Origin of the sequence: Synechococcus sp. YX-04-1 (assembly GCF_030546365.1) — a bacterium.
In the GTDB taxonomy this organism is placed as follows: domain Bacteria; phylum Cyanobacteriota; class Cyanobacteriia; order PCC-6307; family Cyanobiaceae; genus Parasynechococcus.
This window is the reverse complement of record NZ_JAUONZ010000001.1, coordinates 365,647-389,338: the sequence shown is the minus strand read 5'-3', so window position 1 is coordinate 389,338 and position 23,692 is coordinate 365,647. Positions and strand designations below refer to the sequence as shown.

Below are 23,692 nucleotides of genomic sequence, written 5' to 3'. Positions count from 1 at the left end.
CAGCCCATGTGCGCAGCAGCATTAGCCCCGGAGCACTACATCAACCGGGAGCTGAGCTGGATAGCCTTCAACGAGAGGGTGCTGGCCCAGGCCCTGGATCCGCGCACACCTCTGCTCGATCAAGCCAAGTTCAGCGCCATCTTCAGCAACAACCTCGACGAATTCTTCATGGTTCGCGTGGCGTCACTGAAGTCTCAGGTGGAGGCGGGCGTCAGCAAACCGAGTGAGGACGGGAAGTCACCCCTGGAGCAACTGCTGGCGATCCGAGAGCGACTGATTCCCCTGCTGCGAGAGCAACAGGTGCATTACCGCCAACATCTGAGGCCGAAGCTGCTCGAGCACAAGGTTGAGCTACTCGATTACAAACAGCTCAACGACGACCAACGCCAGTGGGTTGATAACACCTTCCAGACGTCGGTGTTTCCGGTGCTCACACCCCTGGCTGTGGACCCCGCCCATCCGTTCCCCTTCGTCAGCAACCTGAGCCTGAACGTTGCCGCCGTGGTTGTTGATCCAGAAACAGGACAACGACAATTTGCACGGGTCAAAGTTCCCCAGAAAAATCTTCCTCGCTTCATCGCCATCCCGTCAGACCTGAGCGGCCAGGAGCACAAACCCGTTCACACTGCCATTGCTCTCGAACAGGTGATCGCCTTCAACCTGAAGGAGCTGTTCCCTGGCATGACAATCGAAGGGCACTACTTCTTCCGAGTGACCAGGGATGCAGATCTGGAACTGAGGGATCTGGAAGCTGATGACCTGATGCTGGCCTTGGAACAAGGGCTGCGAAAACGACGAATGGGCGGAGAGGTGGTGCGCCTCGAAGTTCCCAACGAGATGCCTCAGGACGTGGTGGAGATGCTGATGACGGGACTCAGCGTTGAAGTGGAAGACCTCTATGTCATCGATGGCCCCCTGGGGCTGGACGACCTGCTCAGCCTGACTTCACTACCGCTACCGAACCTCAAGAGCCGAAGCCACGGGGGCCAGACACCAACGTTGCTTGCCCGCAGTCAGCAACACCTGGTGGAAGAAGGAGCGATCAAGCCGGATGAATTCGAATCCATTTTTTCGGTGATTCGCCGTCAGGACATCCTTCTGCACCATCCCTACGAACTGTTCTCGACAACCGTCGAAGAGTTCATCAACCAGGCAGCGGACGATCCCCAGGTGATGGGCATCAAGATGACGCTCTACCGCACGTCAAAAGATTCCCCGATCATCGCTGCACTAATCCGAGCCGCCGAAAACGGCAAGCAGGTGATGGCCCTTGTGGAATTGAAAGCGCGATTTGACGAAGACAACAACATCCAATGGGCCCGGCACCTGGAGCAGTCCGGGGTTCATGTTGTTTACGGGGTGCTCGGGCTAAAAACCCACACCAAGATTGTTCTGGTGGTGCGCAAGGAAAAGGAGAAGCTTCAGAGCTATGCGCACATCGGAACGGGCAACTACAACTCCAAAACCTCCAAGCTCTACACCGACCTGGGCCTGCTCACAGCCAACCAGGAACTGGGGCAAGACCTGGTGGAACTGTTCAATTACCTCACCGGTTTTTCCAAGCAGCAAAGTTTTCGTCGCCTGCTCGTGGCCCCCGTCACCCTGCGGAAAGGCATGGAACTGTTGATCCGCCGCGAAATTGAACATGCCCAGCAGGGCCAAGAGGCCGTAATCCGAGCAAAAATGAACTCCCTGGTGGACCCAACGATCATTGCGCTTCTTTATGAAGCGTCCCAAGCCGGAGTCAGGATCGAATTGATCATTCGCGGCATGTGCAGCCTCTATCCCGGTCGCGAAGGACTGAGTGAAAACATTCGGGTGATCAGCATCATCGGCCCATTCCTGGAACACTCGAGAATCTTCTCGTTCGCCAACGGCGGCGCTCCGGAGGTTTACATCGGTAGTGCCGACTGGATGAGCCGCAACCTCGACCGCCGCATTGAAGCGGTCACACCGATCGAACATCCAGAACATCGCCAGAAACTAGAACGCCTGCTGCAGCTGTACTTCAATGACAACCAGGGAGCCTGGGACATGGAGAGCGACGGCACATTTGTGCAGCGCAAACCGGAAAATGGTGACTCAGAACGTAATTCCCAGATGCAATTGGTCAAGGAATGGAGCAACGGCATCCAATCCTTGTGATTCTTTTGATTTTGAGAAGTGAATGCGTCTGTGACGTCCGATACACAACATTGCTTCAAAAACAAACTTGAAGCGGCCACGATCACAGCCAAATCAGTTGTTTTGAAAGGCCAAAGATTCAGCTCCTGAAATTCTTTCGATTCGAAACAGTCAACGCTGTTGCCTGGTGCTAAGTTCAGCCCAAATTCATTCAGGAGACCAGGGTGATGGGGATCCCTCTGGAATCTTCCGGCACGACAAAAAAGTCGTCTCGGAAGGAACCTGCGTTGCCGTCCACTGGACGTCGACCATCAACTCGACAAGGAGGACGGCTTGCCACCGACTCCATCGGTTTTTATCTGAGCAGCATCGGGCGCATTCCCTTGCTGACGGCAGCTGAAGAGATCGAACTTGCACACCATGTGCAAGCGATGAAGCAACTTCAGGAGTTGCCGGAGGAGGAGCTGACCTCCAGGCATCGCCACAAGATCCGCATGGGCAAACGCGCCCGCGACCGGATGATGGCCGCCAACCTCCGTCTCGTGGTGAGCGTGGCGAAGAAATACCAGAACCAGGGCCTGGAACTGCTCGATCTGGTTCAGGAAGGTGCCATCGGCCTGGAACGAGCGGTCGACAAGTTCGACCCCGCCATGGGCTACAAATTTTCCACCTATGCCTACTGGTGGATTCGCCAAGGCATGACGCGGGCCATCGACAACAGCGCCCGCACCATTCGCCTGCCGATCCACATCAGCGAAAAACTCTCCAAGATGCGTCGCATCTCCCGGGAGCTGTCCCACCGCTTCGGCCGTCAACCGAATCGGCTGGAATTAGCGAGTGCCATGGGCATCGAACCGCGGGAACTGGAGGATCTGATCTCCCAGAGCGCACCTTGTGCATCACTCGATGCCCATGCCCGTGGCGAGGAAGATCGCAGCACCCTGGGCGAATTGATCCCGGATCCCAACGGTGAAGAGCCGATGGAAGGGATGGATCGCAGCATCCAGAAGGAACATCTGGGCGGCTGGCTGTCGCAGTTGAACGAGCGCGAGCAGAAGATTCTGAAGTTGCGGTTCGGTCTCGGAGGTGAAGAGCCTCTAACCCTTGCGGAAATCGGTCGTCAGATCAATGTGTCCCGTGAGCGCGTCCGACAGCTCGAGGCCAAAGCGATTCTCAAGCTGCGCGCGATGACCAACCACCAACAAGCCGCCTAAGCAATTTGCTTTCCTTCACCGGACCCATCGCCATCCTGATCTGGATGGCGATGGTGACAGCAGGCGCTGTGTTGTGTCGTCGGCTTCGGCCGAACCAACGGGAACTGAGCCGAAAGATTGTGCACATCGGAACCGGAGCCGTGGTTCCTTTGGCCTGGTTCTTTCAAATTCCCTTCGTCGTTGCCCTGCCTGTCGCGGCGGTGATCACTGTTTTGACGGCGATGAACCACCAATGGCGTTTCATCCCCGCCGTTGAGGATGTTGATCGCAACAGCTACGGCACCATCGCCTACGGCATCGCGATCACAACGCTGCTTCTGCTGTTCTGGCCAACCCGAGCCGATGCGGTGTCCGCCGGGGTTCTCGTGATGGCCCTGGGGGATGGCCTTGCAGGGTTGATCGGCCGCAACGTCAAGTCCCCGAAATGGGTTCTTTTTGGTCAGACCAAATCAAGTGTCGGCACAATGACCATGGCCGTTGTCTCAAGCCTGGTGCTGATCGGCCTGGCGCGATGGTCGGGGGCTGACCTGTCCCTTCCGGCAACCCTGGGCATGGTTGCCATCGCAACCGGGCTGGAACAGCTCAGCTGGGGTGGTCTCGACAACCTCAGCGTTCCCCTCAGCGTTGGAATGCTGTGGAGTCAACTGGTGGGCTGAGCCAAGCGTTGATGCTCAGGCGGTGACCGTCTGTTTGCGACTGGCCACGGCCGCGGCCAGATCATCCAACAAAGCTTCGGTGGTCTCGAGACTGATGCAAGCATCAGTGACGCTCTGGCCATAGGTCAGCTGCGTCAGGTCGGCGTTCAGTTTCTGGTTGCCTTCCACCAGATGGCTCTCAATCATCACGCCCATCACGTGGTTGGAGCCACCCCGCAACTGCTCGGCAACGCTGGCCAGGACCTCCGCCTGTCGGCGGAAGTCTTTGTTGCTGTTGGCATGGCTGCAATCCACCATCAGACGATCCTGCAGACCGGCCTTGCTCAACTCGGCTGCGGCCTCCTCCACAGCCTCCAAGTGGTAGTTGCTGCCTTGGCTGCCGCCGCGCAGCACGAGGTGGCCATAGGGATTGCCCGTGGTGCTGACGATCGAGGCATGACCCTCGCGATTGATGCCGAGAAAGTGATGCGGCTTCGCTGCCGCCTGCATGGCATTGATCGCGATGGTGGCGCTGCCGTTGGTGCTGTTCTTGTAGCCAATCGGCATCGACAGCCCTGAGGCCATTTCGCGGTGGGTCTGACTTTCCGTCGTCCTGGCGCCGATCGCAGTCCAGCTGATCAAATCGGCGATGTACTGCGGAACCACGGGATCGAGCAGTTCCGTTGCAGCAGGCATCCCCTCACGGGAGAGATCCAACAGCAATCCCCGGGCCCGCCGCAGACCGGTATTGATGTCGTAAGAATCATCGAGGTGGGGGTCGTTGATCAACCCCTTCCAGCCGACCGTGGTGCGCGGCTTCTCGAAATACACCCGCATCACCACCTCGAGCTGATCCTTCAAGCGCTCGCGGATCAGAGCCAGGCGCTGGGCATACTCCCGGGCAGCTTTGACGTCGTGCACGGAGCAGGGACCCACCACCACCAGCAAGCGCTGATCACGGCCACTGAGGATGTCTTGAATGCGCTGGCGGGCGGATGCCACGGTCTCGAGCGCCGCAGCGTCCATGGGCAGCTCCTGATGCAACACAGCAGGGGCCACCAAGGGACGTGTCTCCACCACATGCAAATCGGAGGTGGTGGCCATGACTGGACGCGAGACTCCGACCAAGGCTACGCACCCCGCTCACTGGCAACAGACACGGTCCGGAAGAATGGTGATCATCCCTGCACAGAGATCTCCATGCTGAGCGCTTACCGCGAGCTGGCCACCGCCCGGGAAGCCCAGGGCGTTCCCGCTCTTCCGCTCAACGCCGAGCAGACCCAGGGACTGACCGAACTGCTGCAGAACCCTCCCGCCGGCGAGGAGGAATTCCTGCTGCACCTGCTGAGCGAACGAATCCCCCCGGGTGTGGATGAAGCCGCTTACGTGAAGGCCACCTGGCTCAGCGCCGTGGCTCAGGGAGACGCCAAAAGCCCCCTGGTGTCACCACTGGAAGCCACCCGCCTGCTGGGAACGATGGTGGGGGGATACAACGTCGCCGCCCTGATCGAGCTGCTGAAGCACTCCGACGCTGCGCTGGCTGGCTGTGCTGCTGAGGGACTCAGCCGAACGCTGCTCGTCTACGACGCATTCAATGAAGTCATGGATCTGGCAGCGGACAACCGCTTTGCCAAGCAAGTAGTGGACAGCTGGGCCGCTGCCGAGTGGTTCACCTCCAAACCTGAACTGGCCGAGAGCATCACCGTGACGGTGTTCAAGGTCGAAGGCGAAACCAACACGGACGATCTGTCGCCGGCCACCCACGCCACCACCCGGCCGGACATCCCCATCCATGCCCTGGCGATGCTCGAGACCCGGGATCCAGAGGGCCTGAAGACCATCGCGACCCTTAAAGAAAAAGGCCATCCCGTGGCCTACGTCGGCGACGTGGTGGGCACCGGCAGCTCCCGCAAGAGCGCCATCAATTCAGTGCTCTGGCACACCGGTAATGACATCCCCCATGTGCCCAACAAACGGGCGGGCGGCGTGATCCTTGGCGGCAAGATCGCCCCAATCTTCTTCAACACCGCTGAAGACTCCGGTGCCCTGCCGATCGAATGCGATGTCACCGAACTGAACACCGGTGATGTGATCACCATTCGCCCCCACGCCGGCACGATCGAACGGGACGGCAGCGTGGTGAGTCGGTTCGACCTGAAACCCACCACGATCAGCGACGAGGTGCGGGCCGGCGGTCGCATCCCCCTGATGATCGGTCGCGCCCTGACCGACAAGGTGCGCGCCAAGCTTGGACTCACCCCTTCGGATCTGTTCATCCGCCCCTCAGCCCCAGCAGACACCGGTAAGGGCTTCACCCTGGCGCAAAAGATGGTGGGCAAGGCCTGCGGTCTCACGGGCGTCCGACCCGGCACCAGCTGCGAACCGCTGATGACCACCGTCGGCTCCCAGGACACCACCGGCCCGATGACGCGGGACGAAATGAAGGAACTGGCCTGCCTGGGCTTCTCCTCCGACCTGGTGATGCAGAGCTTCTGCCACACCGCCGCCTATCCGAAGCCGGTGGATCTGCAGACCCAGAACGAACTGCCCGACTTCTTCGCCCAGCGCGGTGGCGTGGCCCTTCGGCCCGGTGACGGCATCATCCACAGCTGGCTAAACCGGATGCTTCTGCCCGACACCGTCGGCACCGGCGGCGACAGCCACACCCGCTTCCCACTCGGCATTTCCTTCCCAGGCGGCTCTGGGGTTGTGGCCTTTGCGGCCGCCATCGGCGCCATGCCGCTGGACATGCCGGAATCGGTTCTGGTGCGCTTCAGCGGATCCCTGCAACCGGGCGTCACGCTCCGGGATGTGGTGAACGCCATCCCCTGGGTGGCCATTCAGCGGGGACTGCTCACCGTTGAGAAGGCCAACAAGCAAAACCTGTTCAACGGCCGGATCATGGAGATCGAAGGGCTGCCCGACCTGAAGCTGGAACAGGCCTTCGAACTCACCGATGCCAGTGCCGAGCGCTCCTGCGCCGGCTGCACGATCAAGCTCTCCGAAGACACGGTGAGCGAATACCTGCGCAGCAATGTGGCGCTGCTCAAAAACATGATCGCCCGCGGCTACAGCGACGCCCGCACCCTGGCCCGCCGGATCAAAGAGATGGAGGCCTGGCTGGCAAACCCGCAGTTGATGAGCGCTGACGCTGACGCTGAGTACGCGGAAGTGCTGGAGATCAACCTCGACGAGCTCACCGAACCGGTGGTGGCCTGCCCCAACGACCCCGACAACGTGAAGCTGCTCAGCGAGGTGGCTGGCGACCCTGTGCAGGAGGTGTTCATCGGCTCCTGCATGACCAACATCGGCCATTACCGCGCCGCGGCCAAGGTGCTGGAAGGCGCCGGCCAGAACACGGCGCGCCTCTGGGTCTGCCCCCCAACGCGAATGGACGAGGAGACCCTCAAAGAGGAGGGCTACTACGCCACCTTCGAAGCCGCCGGGTCCCGCATGGAGATGCCGGGTTGCTCCCTCTGCATGGGCAACCAGGCCCGCGTGGAGGACAACACCACCGTGTTCTCCACCAGCACCCGCAACTTCAACAACCGCCTGGGCAAAGGTGCTCAGGTGTACCTGGGCAGCGCCGAACTGGCCGCCGTCTGCGCCCAGCTGGGACGCATCCCCACCCCAGACGAATACCGAAGCATTGCGGCCGAGAAGATCGATCCCCTCTCCGACGAGCTCTACCGCTACCTGAACTTCGATCAGATCAGCGGCTTTGAAGACCAGGGGCGGGTGGTCAGTGCTGACGACGAAGCAACTGTTCTGGCTCAGGCCTGATCCCGGATCACCTCATCTGTGCCAGCCCTGAGCGAACCCAAACAACGACGCCACCTCCTGGGCTCCAGCCGGAGCATCAGGAGGATGTTGGAACGCCGCTGGCTGGTGGTGGTTTTGGCTCTGGCGCTCACGGGCCTTGGGGCTGCCATCACCGGCCTGCTCTTCACCAGCGGCATCAACTTGCTGCGGGATTGGCGGCTCGATCTGCTCGATGAGTTTCCAGCATGGGTGGTGCTCCCCGCCCTCGGCGCCATCGGCGGGATGGTCTCGGCCTGGTTGATCACCAACCTGTCTCCGGCCGCTGGCGGAGCCGGGATCACCCACATCATGGGCTTCCTGCGCCACCGGTCGGTGCCGATGGGGCTGCGGGTAGGCCTGGTGAAACTGGTGGCCGGCATCATTGCGATCGGCTCAGGCTTCCCCCTGGGCCCGGAAGGCCCCGCCGTTCAGATGGGCGGCTCCGTGGCCTGGCAGATGTCCCGCTGGCTGCGGGCGCCGGTGGCCTTTCGCCGGGTGATCGTGGCCGCCGGTGGCGGTGCCGGTATTGCCGCTGTGTTCAGCGCTCCGATCGGTGGATTCATCTACGCGATCGAGGAGCTGCTCCACTCCGCGAGGCCCGTGGTCCTGCTGCTGGTGATCATCACCACGTTCTCGGCCGACACCCTGGCGGATGTGCTCGGCTTTCTTGGTCTCAACCCCGGGGGCGGCGGGCTCAACAGCACCATCGGGTTTCAACTGGAACGGGAATACACCCCCCTGGTGCGCTTCCTGCCTGTTGATCTGCTGTATCTGGTCGCTCTCGGTGTGGTGATCGGTGTGCTGGCGGAGCTCTACACCCGCTACGTGCTCACCATGCAACGACAGGGCAACCGTTGGTTCGGAGACCGACTGATCCTGCGCATGACCTTGAGCGGGTTCGTTCTGGGCTGCGTCTATGCGGCCCTGCCGGATGCCTTCCATAACCCCAGCGAACTCAAGCACTTGATCGGAGCCGGCAAGGCCGACATCAGCCTGGCCCTCGCCAGCTTTGTGGTGCTCTTCTTCAGCACCGGTCTGGCGGCGGGCTCTGGAGCCCCAGGGGGACTGTTCATGCCGATGCTGACGCTGGGAGGAGCCATTGGCTTGGCCGGCGGCATTGGCGTTGAGGCCCTCACCGGCCACGTGCCCACCACTTACGTGTTCGCTGGCATGGGTGCCTTCGTTGCAGGCTGTTCCCGTACGCCGATCTCGGCGATGTTCCTGGCCTTTGCCCTCACCAAGGATCTGCTGATCCTGAAACCGATCCTGGTGGCCTGCCTCACCAGCTTCGTCATCGCCCGACTGTTCCACCCCCACTCGATCTACGAACGTCAGATGGGCATGGAACTCGACTCAGAAGATCGGATGGCGATGAAGCTCAACCGCTACAGACGTCCGTTCACGCCGCCATCCCCGCCATCAGGCCCAACAGGAGGCCCCAGCTGAATAACGAAACGCTGCTGTTCGATCCGGCCACGCCGGACCCCGAGGCCCTGAAGGCCGTGCTGGCCTTTCCCAGCACTTATTCCGTGGGGATCACCAGCCTCGGCTATCAGATCGTCTGGGCAACGCTTGCGCAGCGGTCGGATGTGGACGTGCGCCGGCTGTTCACCGACCAGGGTGATCCGATGCCACGCCACATCGATCTGTTCGGGCTCTCCCTGAGCTGGGAACTGGATGGACCGGTGCTGCCGGAGCTGCTGCAGAACCAGCGGATTCCGGTCTGGGCCCTGGAGCGGGGAGATGAGGACCCAATCGTGTTCGGCGGCGGACCGGTGCTCACGGCCAACCCTGAGCCCCTGGCACCGTTTTTTGATGCCGTGCTGCTCGGGGACGGCGAGCTGCTACTGCCCGCCTTCATCGATGCTCTGCAGAACTGCCGACAGGCACCGCGAGCGGAGCGGCTGCGACAGCTGGCTCAGGTGCCGGGGGTGTACGTGCCGTCGCTGTATGCCCCGCAGTACGACCCCGACGGGGAGCTGATTGCCGTGGAACCGATCGATCCAGCGGTTCCAGCCCTGGTGGAAAAACAGACCTGGCGCGGGAACACCTTGAGTCACTCAACGGTGGTCACCCCCGAGGCCGCTTGGCCCGACATCCACATGGTGGAAGTGGTGCGCAGTTGTCCTGAACTATGCAGGTTCTGTCTGGCCAGCTACCTGACGCTGCCGTTTCGGACACCATCGTTGGATGACGGCCTAATCCCGGCCGTGGAGAAAGGCCTTCAAGCCACAAAACGCCTAGGCCTACTGGGGGCCTCCGTCACCCAGCATCCACAGTTCTCCGACCTGCTCCACTGGTTGGATCAGGACCGTTTCGATGACACCCGTATCAGCGTCAGCTCGGTGAGGGCCGCCACCGTGACCCCTGATTTGGGTCGGATCCTGGCCAAACGGGGCAGCCGCTCCCTCACCATCGCCATTGAAAGCGGCAGTGAGCGGATGCGCGAGGTGGTGAACAAGAAACTCACCACTGAGGCCATCCATGAAGCGGCTTGCCATGCCAAGCAGGGCGGCCTCTCAAGTCTCAAGCTCTACGGGATGGTGGGCCTGCCGACGGAATCGGATGACGACGTCGAGGCAACGGCGGATCTTCTGCTGGCGCTCAAGAAAGGAACCGCTGGATTGCGCTTCACCCTTGGGGTGAGCACCTTTGTGCCCAAAGCCCAGACGCCCTTCCAATGGCAGGGCGTCCGACCGGAAGCCGAGAAGCGCCTCAAACGTCTGGCCAAACGGTTGAAACCGAAGGGAATCGAGTTCCGCCCAGAGAGCTATGGCTGGAGCGTGATTCAGGCCCTGCTCTCCCGCAGCGATCGTCGCCTGGCGCCGGTGATCGCAGCCGTTGGCGAGGGCCGCGAAAGCATGGGCGGCTGGAAGAAGACCTACCGGGCTGCGCTCAACGGCGAACTCCAGCCGATGCCGGGACCAGCCCTACCACCACCACCGCCCTGGAGCAGGGTGATCCACGACGCATGGGAGGCTTCAACGACCCTCCCCTGGACCCACCTCAGGGGGCCCCTGGCTCCGGCGACGCTGCGGGATCATCACGATCAGGCCTTGGGGGTGGAGTCTGTTCCACCTCCTGGTTGAAGGCAGCCAAACCGGCCAACAGCGTCCAGCCCAGGATGTTGAGCCGACTGTCGAAAAACGGCAGGTCGGTGGCATGCATCGCCATCAACACAAGTGTGGCGGTCCACCAGGCCCGTTCCATGGGTGATTTCTGCAGGATTCCGCGCCGCAGAGCCACCACCAGCAACAGAAGCACCGTCCCGACAACCAACAGCATCACCGGAAGGCCGTGGCTGATCGCCAACTCCAGGGGGAGATTGTGGGAATGACCATGCCAACGCTTGGCCGCATAGATCGGATACAGAACGCTGAAAGCGGCTGCCCCCCAGCCCAGCCAGGGACGGGCGGCAACCAACTCCAATGCATACCCCCACTGCCCCAGACGGGTGTGTTTCCAAGCGGTGGGCCCTCCCCGTTCAAGGAGTCGATCAAGGATCGGCTCGGGCACTAAGGCCATTGCCAGTTGGCGCAATCCGGACGGGACACCGGGGAGCACCACCAACAACAACGGAGAGGCCAGGAACAGCAGCAGGGGGAGCAACCAGAACCACTGAATCGGGCCCATCACGAGAGGAACCGACAAAGCCAGCGCTCCCATGGCATTGCGCGACTGGGTGAGAACAACGGCCAGAACTGTGGAAAGCGTGAGCATCAGAGCAGCACCACGCCGCCACCAGCCATCCGGCCGCAGCACAGCCGCGAGCATCAATGGCCAGACCACCCCGAGCCAGGCACCCGCGATGTTGGCGTAATCAAACAGGGCCGAGAGTCGCCCCTGGGGCTGACCACCGGGAGCGACGAACCAGATGATGGCGCCACCTCCAAGTTGCCAGGGTCCCTGCCAACCCAGAAACATTTGCCCCAGGCCGGTGAGCAGCACCGGCAAGGTGCCAGCCACCAGCATCCAAGCGGCCTGACGGCGCTGCTTTTCGCTGGCCAAATGGGGCTGAAAGGCCCAGAAGGCCCAGAAAAAAGGCAACCAATTGCCCAACCCAGCCCAGGCCAGAGATCCTGTTTCCGCCCCCAGCGCCCCCACCAGCATCAACACAGCAGCAAGCAGAAATGGCTGGGTCCAGCGGGCCTGCCAAACAGGCCGATCCCGACCCCGACTGCCGCTCACACAGGCCACAAACAGGCAGATGCCCGAGAGCAAAGCACTGGAGGGGAGCAGAAACAGGCCAAGCCGGAAGGCCTGACCGCCGCGATTAGAAGTCATGCAAAAACAGCCGTACGCCCGCGATACACCATCACCTGACGGCGCAGATGCAGGCGAAGGGCCCGCGCCAAGGCAAGACGTTCCGTGTCACGGCCCTTACGGATCAAATCCTCCACCTCGTCCCGGTGGCTGACGGGAACGGTGGTTTGCTCAATGATCGGTCCGTCATCAAGATCTTCAGTGACGTAATGGGCCGTCGCGCCGATGAGCTTGACCCCACGGTCCCAGGCGCGGTGGTACGGCTGAGCGCCCTTGAACGCAGGCAGAAATGAATGGTGAATGTTGATCACCTGGGGGAAACGCTCGAGGAAATCACGACTCAGCACCTGCATGTATTTGGCCAGAACCACAAGTTCAACCTCGTTCTCTTCCAGCAGCTGCAGCATCCGCTGCTCCGCTTCCGCCTTGGTATCCCGACTAACCGGAACACAAATAAAAGGAACCTCAAACGACGCGCACAGGGGTTCCAAGTCGGGATGGTTGGCGATGACCAGTGGAACCTGCATCGGCAGCTCCCCGCTTTGAACCCGCCAAAGCAAGTCCTGCAGGCAGTGGCTCTGCTTGCTGGCGAAAATCGCCACCCGAGGCAACTCGTCTGAGAAGTGGAGCTGCGCCTCCCCACCAAGCCGCTGTCCCAGCGCCTGAGCCGCTTCAGGAAGCACATCCCGGGGTATGCCGAATCCCTGGAGCTGCCACTCAATCCGGCTGAGGAACAACCCAGCTCCCGCGTCCGTGTGGTGATCGGCATGACGAATGCTGCCACCGTTGGCTGCCACCCAACCCGCCAATTCGCTGACCAGGCCCGGCCGATCGGGGCAGATCATCTGAAGGATGACCGTGGCGTCACTCACAACAACGCTTTGAAAAACAAAATTCTCCCGCGCAGGAGGGGCTGGTTAAAGTCGCAAACAAATTTTCAATCACCATGCTGAAGGCTCTGAGCCGCCTTGCCGCGTTCTGCCTCTGCGTCGCTTTGAGCCTGGGTCTTATGGCCCCGGCTGCTGTCAATGCTGCCGGCATCAGTCCTGACGATCTGGGCGTGATCCGCCGCCAAGCCGCAGCCTTTGAAGACGCAAAATCCCGTCTCCCTGATCTGGCCCGGCTGGTCAGTGAAAAGGATTGGGTCTTCACCCGCAACCTTCTGCATGGCCCCATGCAGGAAGTGAGCCGTGAAATGCTCTACATCAATCAGCGCCTCGACAAGAGCGAGCGCAAGGAGGCCACCAAGGTGGCCCGCTCCTTGAAAGAAGCTCTGGCTGATCTGGATGAAGCCGCACGCCTGCAGGACTTCAGCCGCCTGCAGAAGTCCTACAGCGCAGTAGCTGCAGGCTTTGATGCCTACAGCGATCTGATCCCTGCTGAGGCCTTCAGCTGAACCGCTCCGTTGGAGTGATTGGTGCCGGGGCCATTGGCCTCGGCACCGCCTGGCATCTGGCCCAGCAAGGGCACGATGTTTCTCTTTACGACCCTCGCCTGAACAAATCCCTTCATCGCGAGGGATCAGCAAACGATCTCAGTGGAACATCGGCATCCCTCGGGGTGCTGATGGGTCACGTGTTTCGCCGCAGCAGCGGACGAGGCTGGAGGCTGCGCCGCCGGAGCATGGAGCTCTGGCCGCAGTGGATCGAAAAGCTGCAGGCTCACCAGCCTGAGCTCAAGCTCCACCCAGGCCTGCTGCAAATCGCCGATGACGAACCAACGGCTGAGCGGATGGAGTCGCTGGCCGCCCAGCGCGTTGACCTGGGGCTACACATGGTGTCCAACGCCGATCTAGCAGCGATCTGGCCGACGGCCAGCCACGGTGGCCTCCACTCGCGTCACGACGGTCGGGTGGATCCACTGCTGCTGCAACTGGCCCTTCGGCAGGCGCTGGCAGGGCAAAGTGTGGCGCTGAATGCCACGGCAGTGGTCCGTCTGGAGCGCAACGACAACCACTGGCGTGTGCATCGAGCCGACGGAGACAGCTCCGTTCACGACCTTGTGGTGCTCTCCACAGCACTGTGCTCGGATGCCTTGCTGGAACCCCTGGGCCATGCCCGACCGATGACACCGGTGTTGGGCCAGGCCCTGTCGCTCCAACTGACAACGGATCCGACGGCGTGGAGCAACTGGCCCTCGGTGCTAGTGGATCAGGGCTTCAACCTGATTCCCACCGCACCCGGACAGTTGCTGCTCGGGGCCACCGTGGAACCGGGCGATCGCGCTTCAGAGGATCCTCTGACTCTGATGCGCAGCCTGAATGAGCGGGCACCGGAGTGGCTGAGCTCAGCCACGGTGGTTGGCCACTGGAGCGGACTGCGAGCCCGGCCCGTGGATCGCCCGGCCCCTCTGCTGGAAGAGCTGGAACCTGGGTTGATCCTTGCCAGTGGGCACTACCGCAACGGCGTTCTGCTCACGCCTGGCACCGCAGAGTGGGTCGCCGCTGCCGTTCAACAGGCATAAAAAAGGGCCCCACAGGGCCCTAACGCGTTGGTGGCTCAACCGATCACTTGGTCTCGGTGAACTCTGCATCGATGACATCGTCACTGGCGTCGCCACCACCGGCGTTGGCACCAGCACCGGCATCAGCACCAGGCGCACCAGCTGCAGCCCCTTCCTGCTGGTAGACGGAAGCACCCACGGTGTAGAGCTCCTGCTGCAATTCCTCCAGCAGAGTCTTCATCGCGTCGTAATCGTCCTTCTCGGTGGCTTCCTTGAGCTTGAGGCGCTTCTCCTCCAGCTTCGCCTTGGCGTCGGCATCGACCTTGTCGCCCAGTTCGCCCATCTGCTTTTCAGCCTGGTAGACGAGGGTTTCGGCCTGGTTCTTGAGATCAATCTTCTCGCGCTTCTCCTTATCAGCGCTGGCGTTGGCCTCGGCGTCCTTGACCATCTTGTCGACCTCGGAATCCGAGAGGGTCGACGCACCGGTGATCGAGATGGACTGCTCCTTGCCACTGCCCTTGTCCTTGGCGGTGACACTGAGGATGCCGTTGGCGTCGATGTCGAAGGTCACTTCGATCTGAGGCACGCCCCGGGGAGCCGGGGGGATGCCATCGAGACGGAAGGTTCCAAGTGACTTGTTGTCGGACGCCATCTCGCGCTCACCCTGGAGCACGTGAATTTCCACATTGGTCTGACCATCCACAGCCGTGGAGTAGGTCTCGGTCTTCTTGGTGGGAACCGTGGTGTTGCGGGTGATCATCTTGGTCATCACACCGCCGAGGGTTTCAACACCCAGGGAGAGGGGCGTGACGTCGAGCAGAAGGATGTCCTTTACCTCGCCGGCCAAAACACCGCCCTGAATGGCAGCACCGACAGCCACCACCTCATCGGGGTTCACCGTCTGGTTGGGGTCTTTACCGGTGATGCGCTTGACCAGTTCGAGCACAGCCGGGATGCGGGTGGAACCACCCACCATCACGATTTCGTCCAGCTCACCGGAGGACAACTTGGCGTCCTTGAGCGCCTGCTCCACAGGCATGGCGCAGCGGTCGATCAGCTTCGAGGCCAGTTCCTCGAACTTGGCGCGGGTAAGGGTGAGATCGAGGTGCTTGGGACCCTCAGGTGTGGCCGTGATGAACGGCAGGTTGATCTCGCTCTGGGTGGCGTTGGACAGCTCGACCTTCGCTTTTTCAGCGGCTTCGGTGAGGCGTTGCAGGGCCTGCTTGTCCTGACGCAGATCGATGCCTTCGTTGGATTTGAACGTCTCGGCCAGGTGATCAACGATCACTTTGTCGAAGTCGTCACCGCCGAGGTGGGTGTCACCAGCGGTGGACAAAACCTCAAACACGCCGTCGCCAACTTCCAGAACAGAGACGTCGAAGGTGCCGCCGCCCAGGTCGAAGACCAGGATGCGCTCGTTGCTCTTCTTGTCGAGGCCGTAGGCCAGAGCCGCAGCGGTGGGCTCGTTGATGATGCGCAGCACCTCAAGGCCAGCGATCTTTCCGGCGTCTTTGGTGGCCTGGCGCTGGGAGTCGTTGAAGTAAGCCGGAACGGTGATCACCGCTTGGCTAACGGTTTCGCCGAGGTACTTACCGGCGTCCTCAGCCAGTTTGCGCAGCACCTGAGCGGAAACCTCTTCAGGCGCGAATTGCTTATCGAGAACAGGGCACTTCACCTTCACGTTGGAGCCAGCCTTCTCAACGCCGTAGCTCACTTCTTTCGACTCCTCATTCACCTCATCAACCCGACGGCCGATGAAACGCTTGACGGAATAAAAGGTGTTGTCTGGGTTCATCACCGCCTGACGTTTGGCGATCTGACCCACCAGCTGATCCTGGTTCTTGGTGTATGCAACCACGGAGGGCGTGGTCCGGAAGCCCTCGGCGTTCGCGATCACGGTGGGCTTACCGCCCTCCATCACGGAAACACAGCTGTTCGTAGTGCCAAGGTCAATGCCGACAACCTTGCCCATCGGTGCCCACCTCCAGAAATGGTGATTTGAATGGGCTCATCCTCCACAGCAGACCCTCTGACAGGCGAGGTGTGGTTCCCGAACAGGCAGGCTGGTGGAGCGATCCGGCCCTGGCAATGATCAACGGCGGCACCAGCCTTGTGGGCCTGCTTGGCAATCCAGTGAGCCACTCGCTTTCACCAGTGATGCAGAACGCAGCCCTCGAAAGCATGGGGCTCAACTGGCGCTACCTGGCCCTGCCCTGCGAAAGCGAAAGCCTTGATCAGGTGTTGAAGGGTCTCAGGGCCGTGGGCTGCCAGGGCCTCAACATCACCATCCCCCACAAACAAGCCATCGCCGAACTCTGCGAGGAGCTGAGCCCGTTGGCGCAACGACTCGGTGCCGTCAACACCCTGATCCCAGGAACAGGCGGTGGCTGGTTCGGCACCAACACCGACGTGGAGGGCTTTCTGGCACCCCTCGGTGCCAACGACGCCTGGGCAGGACGCGATGCCGTGGTGATCGGCTGCGGCGGATCAGCTCGAGCAGTGGTCGCCGGTCTGCAGACCCTGAACCTCAGCAGCATCACCGTTGTGGGACGGCGAAGCGAGGCACTGCAAGCCTTTATTACTGATCTGCAGCAGGGCCACGCCCCTCTGACGGCCTGTCTCGACAACGCTGTTCAGCTCAACGAGAGCGTGGCTCAAGCGGCTCTCGTTGTGAACACCACCCCGGTGGGCATGGCACAGCACGGTGACCCCGAAGCGATGCCGTTGGGGGCCGAACTCTGGTCAGGCCTGAACGGAGAGGCGGTGTTGTACGACCTGATCTACACCCCAAGGCCCACCAGCTGGCTCGCCGCTGGGCAACAACGGGGCCATCGCTGCATCGATGGCCTTGAGATGCTGGTGCAGCAGGGCGCTGCATCGCTGCGGCTCTGGAGTGATCGCAATGACGTTCCTGTCGTGGCGATGCGAAGCGCCGCCGTGACTGCGCTTGCGGCCTAAGGTCCAAACAATCCCTAGCTCCACCGTGCAGATTCCCCTCTGGCAGCGGCTGCTTGCACCGCTGGTGTACCTGCTCCCCTGGAGTGATGCCATTCCGTTTGGCCTCGGGGCTGACGGCGTGTTCAACCAGATCCCGTTGCTGAGGCTGCTGATCGTTCCAGCGGTACCGCTGATCCAATTGGATCGGGGAGTTCCCTTCGGTGGCCTGCTGCTCTTCTTCGTGCTGTTTCTGGCGGTAGTGCGGAATCCAGCCGTTCCTTACTTCCTGCGCTTCAACACGCTGCAGGCCCTGCTCACCGACATCGTGATCGTTGTGCTCAGCTTCGCGTTTGGCATCCTGCTGCAACCGATTGCTGGGGGCAGCCTGCTTCTGGGCACCCTGTCCAGCACGATCGTGGTGGCGGTGCTGGCGATCCTTCTGTTCGCCCTAGTGGAGTGCTGGCGCGGGCGCGAACCTGATCTGCCCGGCATCAGCCAGGCCGTACGCATGCAGCTCTACTGAAGGTACGGGGACACACCAGGGGATAAGGTGTTGGATCCGTCGCTCACTCCGGTGAGCCTGATGCCCCTTAGGTGCTGCCCATGACGCACGATCCGTATTACGAAACCATGTACATCCTTCGTCCGGACATTCCGGAGGAGGAAGTTGAAAGCCACGTCACCAAGTACCGCGACATGCTCGTGGAAGCTGGTGCCGACGTTCTGGATAACCAGATGCGTGGCAAGCGCCGTCTGGCCTACCCCATTGCGAAGCACAAGGAAGGCATTTACGTGCAGCTGAGCCACAACGGCGATGGCCAGCAAGTTGCTGTACTCGAGAAAGCGATGCGTCTCAGTGAAGACGTGATCCGCTATCTGACCGTGAAGCAGGACGGCCCCCTTCCCGCACCTCGGGTGATGCCGGGCAGCGAAGCTGCTCAACAGCAACAAGCCGAAGCCGCTGCATCAGCTGACTGATCAGCATTGTTGGATTCGTGGGTGGGCGATACCGTCCGCCCATGGATTCGAAACACGACCAACCTCAGCCAACCGAACCTGTGTGGAACGAGCGTCATGGCGACGCTGAAGTGATTCGATTGCTGAAAAAAAGAATTTCAGAGCTCGAGGGCGAGATCAAGGCCTACAACGAGCTTTTGGCCGAACTGCCAGACGTTTTTGAACGCCGCTTCCAACAGCGGCTTGAGCCCTTGATGGAGCGTTATCAACTTCTGGCTGAACAGGTTGATCAAGAACAGATCGAGCGGTCTCAGCCGGCCCTGCCTGGAAGCTCAGAACCCGACAACGTTGTGCGTTTTCCGGTTCTGAGGCTTCCCAAGTTCCTGCAGAAACTGCAGCGCTCAGCTTGAACGGCGCTGGGATGCTGACCAGAGTCGGGTTGGCAGACCCCAGATGTAAATAAAGCCCTCTGCAGCGCGGTGATCGAACTGATCCTCACTGCCGTAGGAGGCCATTTCGGGGACGTACAGACTGCTGTCTGCTGAGCCGCGTCCGGTGACCGTGGCCGTTCCTTTGTGCAGCCGGAGACGAACGACACCATTGACGGTGATCTGGGTGCGGTCCATGAAGCCGTCCAAAGCATTCTTGAGGGGGCCAAACCAAAGCCCCTGGTAGACGAGGTCAGCCCACTGCATTTCCAATTGCCGCTTGCTGCGCAGCACATCGGCAGCCAGGGTCAGGCTTTCCAGTTCCTGGTGGGCCTGGATCAGCAGCAACAGCCCGGGCGTTTCATAGATCTCCCGGGATTTGATCCCCACCACCCGGTTCTCGATCATGTCGAGGCGGCCAATGCCATGGGTGCCCGCCAGACGGTTGGCTTCACGGATCAAAGCCACGGGGTCCAGCTGCTGACCGTTGATCGCCACAGGATTGCCTGCTTCAAAAGCAATCTCGATCTCTTCAGAGACATCCGGAGCAGCCTCCACCGATCGCGTCATCGCAAACACCTCCTCCGGCGGAGCCACCATCGGGTCTTCGAGGGGTCCTGCCTCAATGCTGCGGCCCAGCAGATTGAGGTCGATCGAGTAGGGCGACTTCTTGCTCACCGGTGCGGGCAGACCACAGCGTTCGCCGTAGGCGATGGTCTCCTCACGGCTCATGCCCCACTCACGGGCTGGGGTGAGCACCTTGAGATCCGGTGCCAACGCAGCGATGGCCACATCAAAACGCACCTGATCGTTGCCCTTGCCTGTGCATCCATGGGCAACAGCATCGGCACCCACTTCCCTGGCCACCTCCACCAGGCGCTTCGCGATAAGAGGCCTCGCCAGGGCCGTGGAGAGGGGGTAACGGCCTTCATAGAGGGCATTGGCACGAATCGCTGGAAAAGCGAAATCCTTAATGAAAGGCTCGATCAGATCTCCCACCAGCGACTGACTGGCACCGGCATCTAGCGCTTTCTGACGAATCGGCTCCAGTTCATCGCCCTGGCCGAGATCAGCGGCAAATGTGATCACATCCTCCACACCCCATTCCTGCTTGAGGTATGGGATGCAAACACTGGTATCCACTCCCCCGGAATAGGCGAGTACCACCTTCTTGGCGCGGCCCATCAATGGGTCTCCTGATCACAATCGTCTGATTCTCTCGTCTCGCCTGCCGCCACCGTTGAGGAAGCCACAAGCAACCATCCAGCCAACGCCAGAGCCGGGGAAAAGACCAGCAGCAGCGCCAGGGCCCAAGAGGTCTGCAACGGTTCAGACCGCTGCAAACCCCACCAATGCAGGCCAGCACTGATGATCAGGGCCAGGCCCCACAGAAAAACGAGCAGCGCAGATTTGTTCAGGTGCGGACCAAAAACAGCACGTGGTTTATCTTGGTTGATTGGCCCGCGTCCCTCCCTGCATGAGCGCTCTGGTTGATTTAAACGCCCTGGACAGCGTCAACCCGTCCCTCACCCGCTACGGGCGCCGCGACCCTGCGCCCGTGCTGCCCCTTCGTGAGGAGCCCGACCTCCTGTCCTGGCTCGAAACCAGCGGTCGTCTCGTTGCCGACGAAGAATCCGGATCACCTGAAGTGAGCACCGTCGAAGAGGAAGAACTCTCCGCGCTCATGGGCGAGAAAGAGGATTACAACAAGGATGACGAGCAAAACGAGGAGCAGTGGGAGGACTGACGTCCTCTTTGCACTGACTGGTCGACCCTGAGCGACTCACCTAGGGTCCCAGCGACCAGTCCGGTGCCGCTTTGCAATCCACGGATTCGAACCACCGTTCTTGGTGGGAGAACGGCTCAATAAGTGCCAGCTTGCTGATGCTGGTGGTCTTGATGACCAGCTTTGCAGCCGACAAATGGATCACCAATGCGCAACTGAGCCTGCCGCTCTTGATTTCAGCGGTCTGCGCAACAGCGGCTGCAGCCTTGGGCATTCCCCTTCTGCGTCGCTTGAAGATGGGGCAGTTCATCCGTGAGGAAGGCCCCAAAGCCCATCAGAGCAAGGCGGGAACCCCAACGATGGGGGGCCTTCTGGTGGTTCCCGTCGGGGTGATTCTTGGGAGCTTGATCACACGGGACGCCGTGGCGTCGCAACAATTGCTCAGCCTGGCCGGACTCACCTTGGCGTTCATGCTGATCGGCGGCATCGATGACTGGAGCAGCCTCACCAAACACACCAACACAGGCCTGACAGCACAAGGGAAATTGCTGCTGCAAGCCATGGCGGCTGCAGCCTTTCTTGCCATCGCTGCCTGGCAGGGCTGGATCAGCAGCAGCATTGCTTTGCCCTTTGGCCTTGAACTGCCGTTGGGACTGCTGATCTGGCCGCTGGGGCTGTTTGTCGTTCTGGCGGAGAGCAACGCCACCAACCTCACCGATGGCCTGGATGGCTTGGCCAGCGGCTGCGGAGCACTGGTGTTCACAGGTCTGGCACTTCAACTGATGCTGCGAGGAGACAATGGAGATCCCGCCTTGGCTGGCTTCTGCATGGCCATGGCCGGGGCATGGCTTGGGTTTCTCGTGCACAACCGAAACCCAGCTCGAGCCTTCATGGGCGACACGGGATCCCTGGCGATGGGGGCCGCCCTCAGCGGTGTGGCCCTGTTGTCCAACAGCCTCTGGCCCCTGCTGGTAATGGGAGGCGTCTTCGTGGCGGAATCCCTCTCCGTGATCATCCAGGTTTGGGTGTTTAAGGCCACGAAAGGCCCTGATGGGCAAGGGCGACGCGTGTTCCGCATGGCGCCACTCCATCACCATTTTGAGCTGGGGGGCGCCAATGAACGAAGCGTGGTGCCTGCGTTCTGGCTTGTCACAGCAGGGCTTGTCGTTCTCGGACTGGCTCTGCGTCCCTGATCTTTGATCCAATCCTAAGGAGCATCATTTTGAAGCGATCTCAATGATGCAGTGATTCAGATCGCCAATAAGAAAATTTAGTTTCGCACCAAACAAAGCCAATATCTTCGGAGAAAGATTGAACCTGACGCAGAAAAAATGACCGACATTTTTATATTTTGGAGTGACCACACTTAAGCGCCCTGAATGAAGGAAGGCCTGAACGACCTACCAGATACTCAGGGGATTTTTCATGTTCAGAACGAAAGCCTCATGCCGCTTAAATCCCTTAAAGTCATGTTTTGAGGCAGCAGGGCAAGATGACCTACTTCACCTGGCGTGAATCCGGTCTCACAGCTGACTGCTCAAGCCTCGAGGCGATGGCTGCCCGCTTTGAGGAGTCGGCCAGTTTGATGCGGCGCATGTCGAGCGAAGGGTTCCAACTGGAACGCCATGGAACGGAGCAGCGCATCACGCATCCCGATCCCACCGTGTTTGAAGCCTGGGGTTTCGTCAGCGAGGAATCACCGGTCCGCCAACTCACGCTGATCCCCGATCTTCAGAACTGATGGACAACCTGCTTGCCAAAACCGCTGAGCTGCTCGCCAACGCAGCTGCCGATCCAGATCGGGTTCTGCGGTGGGTGCTGATCTATTTCGGTGTGTCGTCGCTCGGATTTATGGGTGTATGGCTGATCGGAGAAGTGCGCCGTCAGAGCAGTACCGATTCGAACTGAGCCCTTAGCGGCTCGCTTCCACCGAGCGCTGACGCCATTGAGGCGATTGCTCCATCGATTTCAACTGCTCTGCGTTGGGGCTCTCGAGCACGTCCAGGAGATGCAGGGGTTCTGCTTCGAAATGCAGATGAGGACCTGTCGACCAACGGCCCGTGTTCCCGCAAAGACCAATGATCTCGCCGCGGTCGTAGGAGCCTGCTGGGGCACCAGCATTGAGATGGCTGTAACGCGTCTTGACGCCTGCCCCAGCCAGATGAAACGTCCATCCGTGGGTCGCTGTCCAGCGACTCCGACCGACCCCGTCATGAGCGGCACGCACAGGGCGACCAACACGGCAGGAGATGTCCAAGGCTGGATGGTCCTGTTCGACGCCTTGGGTCACCACACCCGACATCGGCACAAGCAACGCGGCAAACAGACCGAGCAAACAATCAAAACGAGAATTGGAAGAGAATCTTAAGACAAAGTCCCTTCCGTCAGAGAAAAGACAGCATTCTCGTTTTTCCTTAACGCTCTCTTAAAAGGAAAAAAACCCTGTGCTTCCAGGCCACTTCCCGGGCGGTCTGGCGACGGTTCGAAGGCAAATCAACTGCAGCTCATGCGCAGAGCACTTCTCTTCACCGGCGCCGGACTGATGGTCGCCGCTGCTGGACTTCCCAGCTTCGCCGCTCCCAAGCAAACCGCCCGCACCGTCACCAACGGTTTCGTGCGCTCCAACGTGCTGTTGCCCATCGGTGGCAAAAAAGCCGTCTCCAATCCCGTTCCTGAAGATCTGAGCGATCTGTCCGGTTGGACCCGTGAAGAACTCGAGGTGGGTCTGGAGAAGCAGTACGACGTCGACGTTGCAGACGTCACCCGCTTCCTCTACTCAACTGAAGGCGAGGCTTTCCTGAAAGAAAGCATCAACGGCAACTATCACCCGTACTACAGCCAGCAGAACGATCTGCAGGCCGTTCGCAGTGCCATCATCCTTGATGCTGAAGATGGCCAGCTTTCCAGCTACGGAATGATGGCCAAGCTGCCGACCGACCAGCGCCTGCAAGGTGCCATGAAGGTCTGCAATGCCGATGTGCAAGGTGATTTCCACAAGGACACCTCACTGCTCAGCTGGTACATGAACACCCCGGCCTGCATCCAGGCCTACACCGCCAAGGCCCCCGAGCCCGCTCCCGCTGCTCCCGTTCAGGGACTCTGGTGATCTAAAGGCAGAACGACAAAACACGTCCACCGAGCCCTGGGTCCACCCAGGGCTTTTTT

Annotated in this window: 24 protein-coding genes; 17 read left to right on the top strand and 7 right to left on the bottom strand. The window is 60.7% G+C overall.

The window, feature by feature from the left end:
* Positions 1-6: 6 nt before the first annotated feature.
* The 3 genes from ppk1 (at position 7) to Q3Y53_RS01925 (ending at position 3,994) form a co-directional block, all read left to right on the top strand.
* Positions 7-2,145, top strand: a complete 2,139-nt coding sequence (gene ppk1, locus Q3Y53_RS01935; RefSeq protein WP_303532239.1) for a polyphosphate kinase 1 — start codon at positions 7-9, stop codon at positions 2,143-2,145.
* Between the two features lie 206 nt (positions 2,146-2,351).
* Positions 2,352-3,338 carry an RpoD/SigA family RNA polymerase sigma factor gene (locus Q3Y53_RS01930; protein ID WP_025362584.1) on the top strand — a complete coding sequence of 329 codons (987 nt, stop codon included), beginning with the start codon at positions 2,352-2,354 and terminating at the stop codon, positions 3,336-3,338.
* Positions 3,339-3,343: 5 nt separating this feature from the next.
* Positions 3,344-3,994, top strand: coding sequence for a diacylglycerol/polyprenol kinase family protein (locus tag Q3Y53_RS01925; protein ID WP_303532233.1), 651 nt, complete (start codon positions 3,344-3,346; stop codon positions 3,992-3,994).
* 15 nt (positions 3,995-4,009) lie between these two features.
* Here the strand turns inward: Q3Y53_RS01925 and Q3Y53_RS01920 are convergent, their stop codons facing one another.
* Entirely contained in the window at positions 4,010-5,077 is a 1,068-nt protein-coding gene (locus Q3Y53_RS01920; protein WP_226424679.1) for a 3-deoxy-7-phosphoheptulonate synthase, read from the bottom strand.
* Positions 5,078-5,173: 96 nt separating this feature from the next.
* On the opposite strand from Q3Y53_RS01920, the gene acnB reads away from it, so the two are divergent.
* From acnB to Q3Y53_RS01905, 3 genes are read left to right on the top strand one after another with little or no spacing between them, the layout of a single operon-like run.
* A complete protein-coding gene (gene acnB, locus Q3Y53_RS01915; protein ID WP_303532229.1) occupies positions 5,174-7,756 on the top strand; it encodes a bifunctional aconitate hydratase 2/2-methylisocitrate dehydratase in 2,583 nt (860 codons plus the stop codon).
* 18 nt (positions 7,757-7,774) lie between these two features.
* Positions 7,775-9,220 (top strand): ClC family H(+)/Cl(-) exchange transporter, encoded by a 1,446-nt coding sequence (locus tag Q3Y53_RS01910; RefSeq protein WP_226424681.1) that lies wholly within the window; start codon positions 7,775-7,777, stop codon positions 9,218-9,220.
* A gap of 56 nt (positions 9,221-9,276) precedes the next feature.
* Positions 9,277-10,863, top strand: coding sequence for a radical SAM protein (locus Q3Y53_RS01905; RefSeq protein WP_226424682.1), 1,587 nt, complete (start codon positions 9,277-9,279; stop codon positions 10,861-10,863).
* On the opposite strand, the gene Q3Y53_RS01900 is transcribed toward Q3Y53_RS01905, so the two are convergent.
* Together Q3Y53_RS01900 and purU are read right to left on the bottom strand one after the other, a co-directional pair.
* The gene (locus tag Q3Y53_RS01900) at positions 10,781-12,058 is read right to left on the bottom strand and encodes an O-antigen ligase (protein ID WP_303532225.1); all 1,278 of its coding nucleotides are present in this window, start codon (positions 12,056-12,058) and stop codon (positions 10,781-10,783) included. The genes Q3Y53_RS01905 and Q3Y53_RS01900 overlap by 83 nt on opposite strands.
* On the bottom strand, positions 12,055-12,909 hold the full coding sequence (gene purU / locus Q3Y53_RS01895; protein WP_226424684.1) for a formyltetrahydrofolate deformylase: 855 nt from the start codon (positions 12,907-12,909) through the stop codon (positions 12,055-12,057). The genes Q3Y53_RS01900 and purU overlap by 4 nt, the downstream gene beginning before the upstream one ends.
* Positions 12,910-12,983: 74 nt before the next feature.
* Here purU and psbQ point away from each other — a divergent pair, with 74 nt between their 5' ends.
* Both psbQ and Q3Y53_RS01885 read left to right on the top strand, forming a co-directional pair.
* The gene (gene psbQ, locus Q3Y53_RS01890; protein ID WP_226424685.1) at positions 12,984-13,433 is read left to right on the top strand and encodes a photosystem II protein PsbQ; all 450 of its coding nucleotides are present in this window, start codon (positions 12,984-12,986) and stop codon (positions 13,431-13,433) included.
* Between the two features lie 14 nt (positions 13,434-13,447).
* Entirely contained in the window at positions 13,448-14,500 is a 1,053-nt protein-coding gene (locus Q3Y53_RS01885) for an FAD-binding oxidoreductase (protein WP_303532221.1), read from the top strand.
* 43 nt (positions 14,501-14,543) lie between these two features.
* Here the strand turns inward: Q3Y53_RS01885 and dnaK are convergent, their stop codons facing one another.
* On the bottom strand, positions 14,544-16,451 hold the full coding sequence (gene dnaK, locus Q3Y53_RS01880; RefSeq protein ID WP_226424687.1) for a molecular chaperone DnaK: 1,908 nt from the start codon (positions 16,449-16,451) through the stop codon (positions 14,544-14,546).
* Positions 16,452-16,567: 116 nt separating this feature from the next.
* On the opposite strand from dnaK, the gene Q3Y53_RS01875 reads away from it, so the two are divergent.
* The 4 genes from Q3Y53_RS01875 (at position 16,568) to Q3Y53_RS01860 (ending at position 18,783) form a co-directional block, all read left to right on the top strand.
* The gene (locus Q3Y53_RS01875; protein ID WP_226425025.1) at positions 16,568-17,437 is read left to right on the top strand and encodes a shikimate dehydrogenase; all 870 of its coding nucleotides are present in this window, start codon (positions 16,568-16,570) and stop codon (positions 17,435-17,437) included.
* Entirely contained in the window at positions 17,427-17,939 is a 513-nt protein-coding gene (locus Q3Y53_RS01870; RefSeq protein ID WP_226424688.1) for a Tic20 family protein, read from the top strand. The genes Q3Y53_RS01875 and Q3Y53_RS01870 overlap by 11 nt, the downstream gene beginning before the upstream one ends.
* An 80-nt stretch (positions 17,940-18,019) precedes the next feature.
* Positions 18,020-18,394 (top strand): 30S ribosomal protein S6, encoded by a 375-nt coding sequence (gene rpsF, locus Q3Y53_RS01865; protein ID WP_226424689.1) that lies wholly within the window; start codon positions 18,020-18,022, stop codon positions 18,392-18,394.
* A gap of 41 nt (positions 18,395-18,435) precedes the next feature.
* The gene (locus Q3Y53_RS01860) at positions 18,436-18,783 is read left to right on the top strand and encodes a hypothetical protein (protein ID WP_303532219.1); all 348 of its coding nucleotides are present in this window, start codon (positions 18,436-18,438) and stop codon (positions 18,781-18,783) included.
* Here the strand turns inward: Q3Y53_RS01860 and Q3Y53_RS01855 are convergent.
* Together Q3Y53_RS01855 and Q3Y53_RS01850 are read right to left on the bottom strand one after the other, a co-directional pair.
* On the bottom strand, positions 18,775-19,986 hold the full coding sequence (locus Q3Y53_RS01855) for an argininosuccinate synthase (RefSeq protein ID WP_226424691.1): 1,212 nt from the start codon (positions 19,984-19,986) through the stop codon (positions 18,775-18,777). The two genes, Q3Y53_RS01860 and Q3Y53_RS01855, sit on opposite strands and share 9 nt — an antisense overlap.
* Positions 19,986-20,126: a hypothetical protein gene (locus Q3Y53_RS01850; protein WP_303532215.1), complete on the bottom strand. Its 141-nt coding sequence runs from the start codon at positions 20,124-20,126 to the stop codon at positions 19,986-19,988. Before Q3Y53_RS01850 ends, Q3Y53_RS01855 begins: the two co-directional genes overlap by 1 nt.
* Positions 20,127-20,278: 152 nt before the next feature.
* On the opposite strand from Q3Y53_RS01850, the gene Q3Y53_RS01845 reads away from it, so the two are divergent.
* From Q3Y53_RS01845 to Q3Y53_RS01830, 4 genes are all read left to right on the top strand, one after another.
* A complete protein-coding gene (locus Q3Y53_RS01845; protein WP_006850710.1) occupies positions 20,279-20,548 on the top strand; it encodes a DUF3134 domain-containing protein in 270 nt (89 codons plus the stop codon).
* Between the two features lie 137 nt (positions 20,549-20,685).
* Positions 20,686-21,720 carry a phospho-N-acetylmuramoyl-pentapeptide-transferase gene (gene mraY, locus Q3Y53_RS01840; protein WP_303532208.1) on the top strand — a complete coding sequence of 345 codons (1,035 nt, stop codon included), beginning with the start codon at positions 20,686-20,688 and terminating at the stop codon, positions 21,718-21,720.
* 299 nt (positions 21,721-22,019) lie between these two features.
* Positions 22,020-22,268, top strand: a complete 249-nt coding sequence (locus Q3Y53_RS01835; protein WP_115094718.1) for a hypothetical protein — start codon at positions 22,020-22,022, stop codon at positions 22,266-22,268.
* Complete coding sequence (locus Q3Y53_RS01830) at positions 22,268-22,435, top strand: hypothetical protein (protein ID WP_006851462.1); 168 nt, start codon at positions 22,268-22,270, stop codon at positions 22,433-22,435. Before Q3Y53_RS01835 ends, Q3Y53_RS01830 begins: the two co-directional genes overlap by 1 nt.
* A 4-nt stretch (positions 22,436-22,439) precedes the next feature.
* Here the strand turns inward: Q3Y53_RS01830 and Q3Y53_RS01825 are convergent, their stop codons facing one another.
* The gene (locus tag Q3Y53_RS01825) at positions 22,440-22,862 is read right to left on the bottom strand and encodes a M23 family metallopeptidase (RefSeq protein ID WP_226424693.1); all 423 of its coding nucleotides are present in this window, start codon (positions 22,860-22,862) and stop codon (positions 22,440-22,442) included.
* Positions 22,863-23,033: 171 nt separating this feature from the next.
* On the opposite strand from Q3Y53_RS01825, the gene Q3Y53_RS01820 reads away from it, so the two are divergent.
* Entirely contained in the window at positions 23,034-23,633 is a 600-nt protein-coding gene (locus tag Q3Y53_RS01820) for an alpha/beta hydrolase (RefSeq protein ID WP_226424694.1), read from the top strand.
* Positions 23,634-23,692 lie beyond the last annotated feature (59 nt).

Bases quoted from the DNA above. Each gene is read 5' to 3' on its own strand.
- ppk1 (WP_303532239.1), top strand. From the start codon at position 7: ATGTGCGCAGCAGCATTAGCCCCGGAGCACTACATCAACCGGGAGCTG.
- Q3Y53_RS01930 (WP_025362584.1), top strand. From the start codon at position 2,352: ATGGGGATCCCTCTGGAATCTTCCGGCACGACAAAAAAGTCGTCTCGG.
- Q3Y53_RS01920 (WP_226424679.1), bottom strand. From the start codon at position 5,077: ATGGCCACCACCTCCGATTTGCATGTGGTGGAGACACGTCCCTTGGTG.
- acnB (WP_303532229.1), top strand. From the start codon at position 5,174: ATGCTGAGCGCTTACCGCGAGCTGGCCACCGCCCGGGAAGCCCAGGGC.
- Q3Y53_RS01900 (WP_303532225.1), bottom strand. From the start codon at position 12,058: ATGACTTCTAATCGCGGCGGTCAGGCCTTCCGGCTTGGCCTGTTTCTG.
- psbQ (WP_226424685.1), top strand. From the start codon at position 12,984: ATGCTGAAGGCTCTGAGCCGCCTTGCCGCGTTCTGCCTCTGCGTCGCT.
- dnaK (WP_226424687.1), bottom strand. From the start codon at position 16,451: ATGGGCAAGGTTGTCGGCATTGACCTTGGCACTACGAACAGCTGTGTT.
- Q3Y53_RS01875 (WP_226425025.1), top strand. From the start codon at position 16,568: ATGATCAACGGCGGCACCAGCCTTGTGGGCCTGCTTGGCAATCCAGTG.
- rpsF (WP_226424689.1), top strand. From the start codon at position 18,020: ATGACGCACGATCCGTATTACGAAACCATGTACATCCTTCGTCCGGAC.
- Q3Y53_RS01860 (WP_303532219.1), top strand. From the start codon at position 18,436: ATGGATTCGAAACACGACCAACCTCAGCCAACCGAACCTGTGTGGAAC.
- Q3Y53_RS01855 (WP_226424691.1), bottom strand. From the start codon at position 19,986: ATGGGCCGCGCCAAGAAGGTGGTACTCGCCTATTCCGGGGGAGTGGAT.
- Q3Y53_RS01845 (WP_006850710.1), top strand. From the start codon at position 20,279: ATGAGCGCTCTGGTTGATTTAAACGCCCTGGACAGCGTCAACCCGTCC.
- mraY (WP_303532208.1), top strand. From the start codon at position 20,686: ATGCTGGTGGTCTTGATGACCAGCTTTGCAGCCGACAAATGGATCACC.
- Q3Y53_RS01835 (WP_115094718.1), top strand. From the start codon at position 22,020: ATGACCTACTTCACCTGGCGTGAATCCGGTCTCACAGCTGACTGCTCA.
- Q3Y53_RS01830 (WP_006851462.1), top strand. From the start codon at position 22,268: ATGGACAACCTGCTTGCCAAAACCGCTGAGCTGCTCGCCAACGCAGCT.
- Q3Y53_RS01820 (WP_226424694.1), top strand. From the start codon at position 23,034: ATGCGCAGAGCACTTCTCTTCACCGGCGCCGGACTGATGGTCGCCGCT.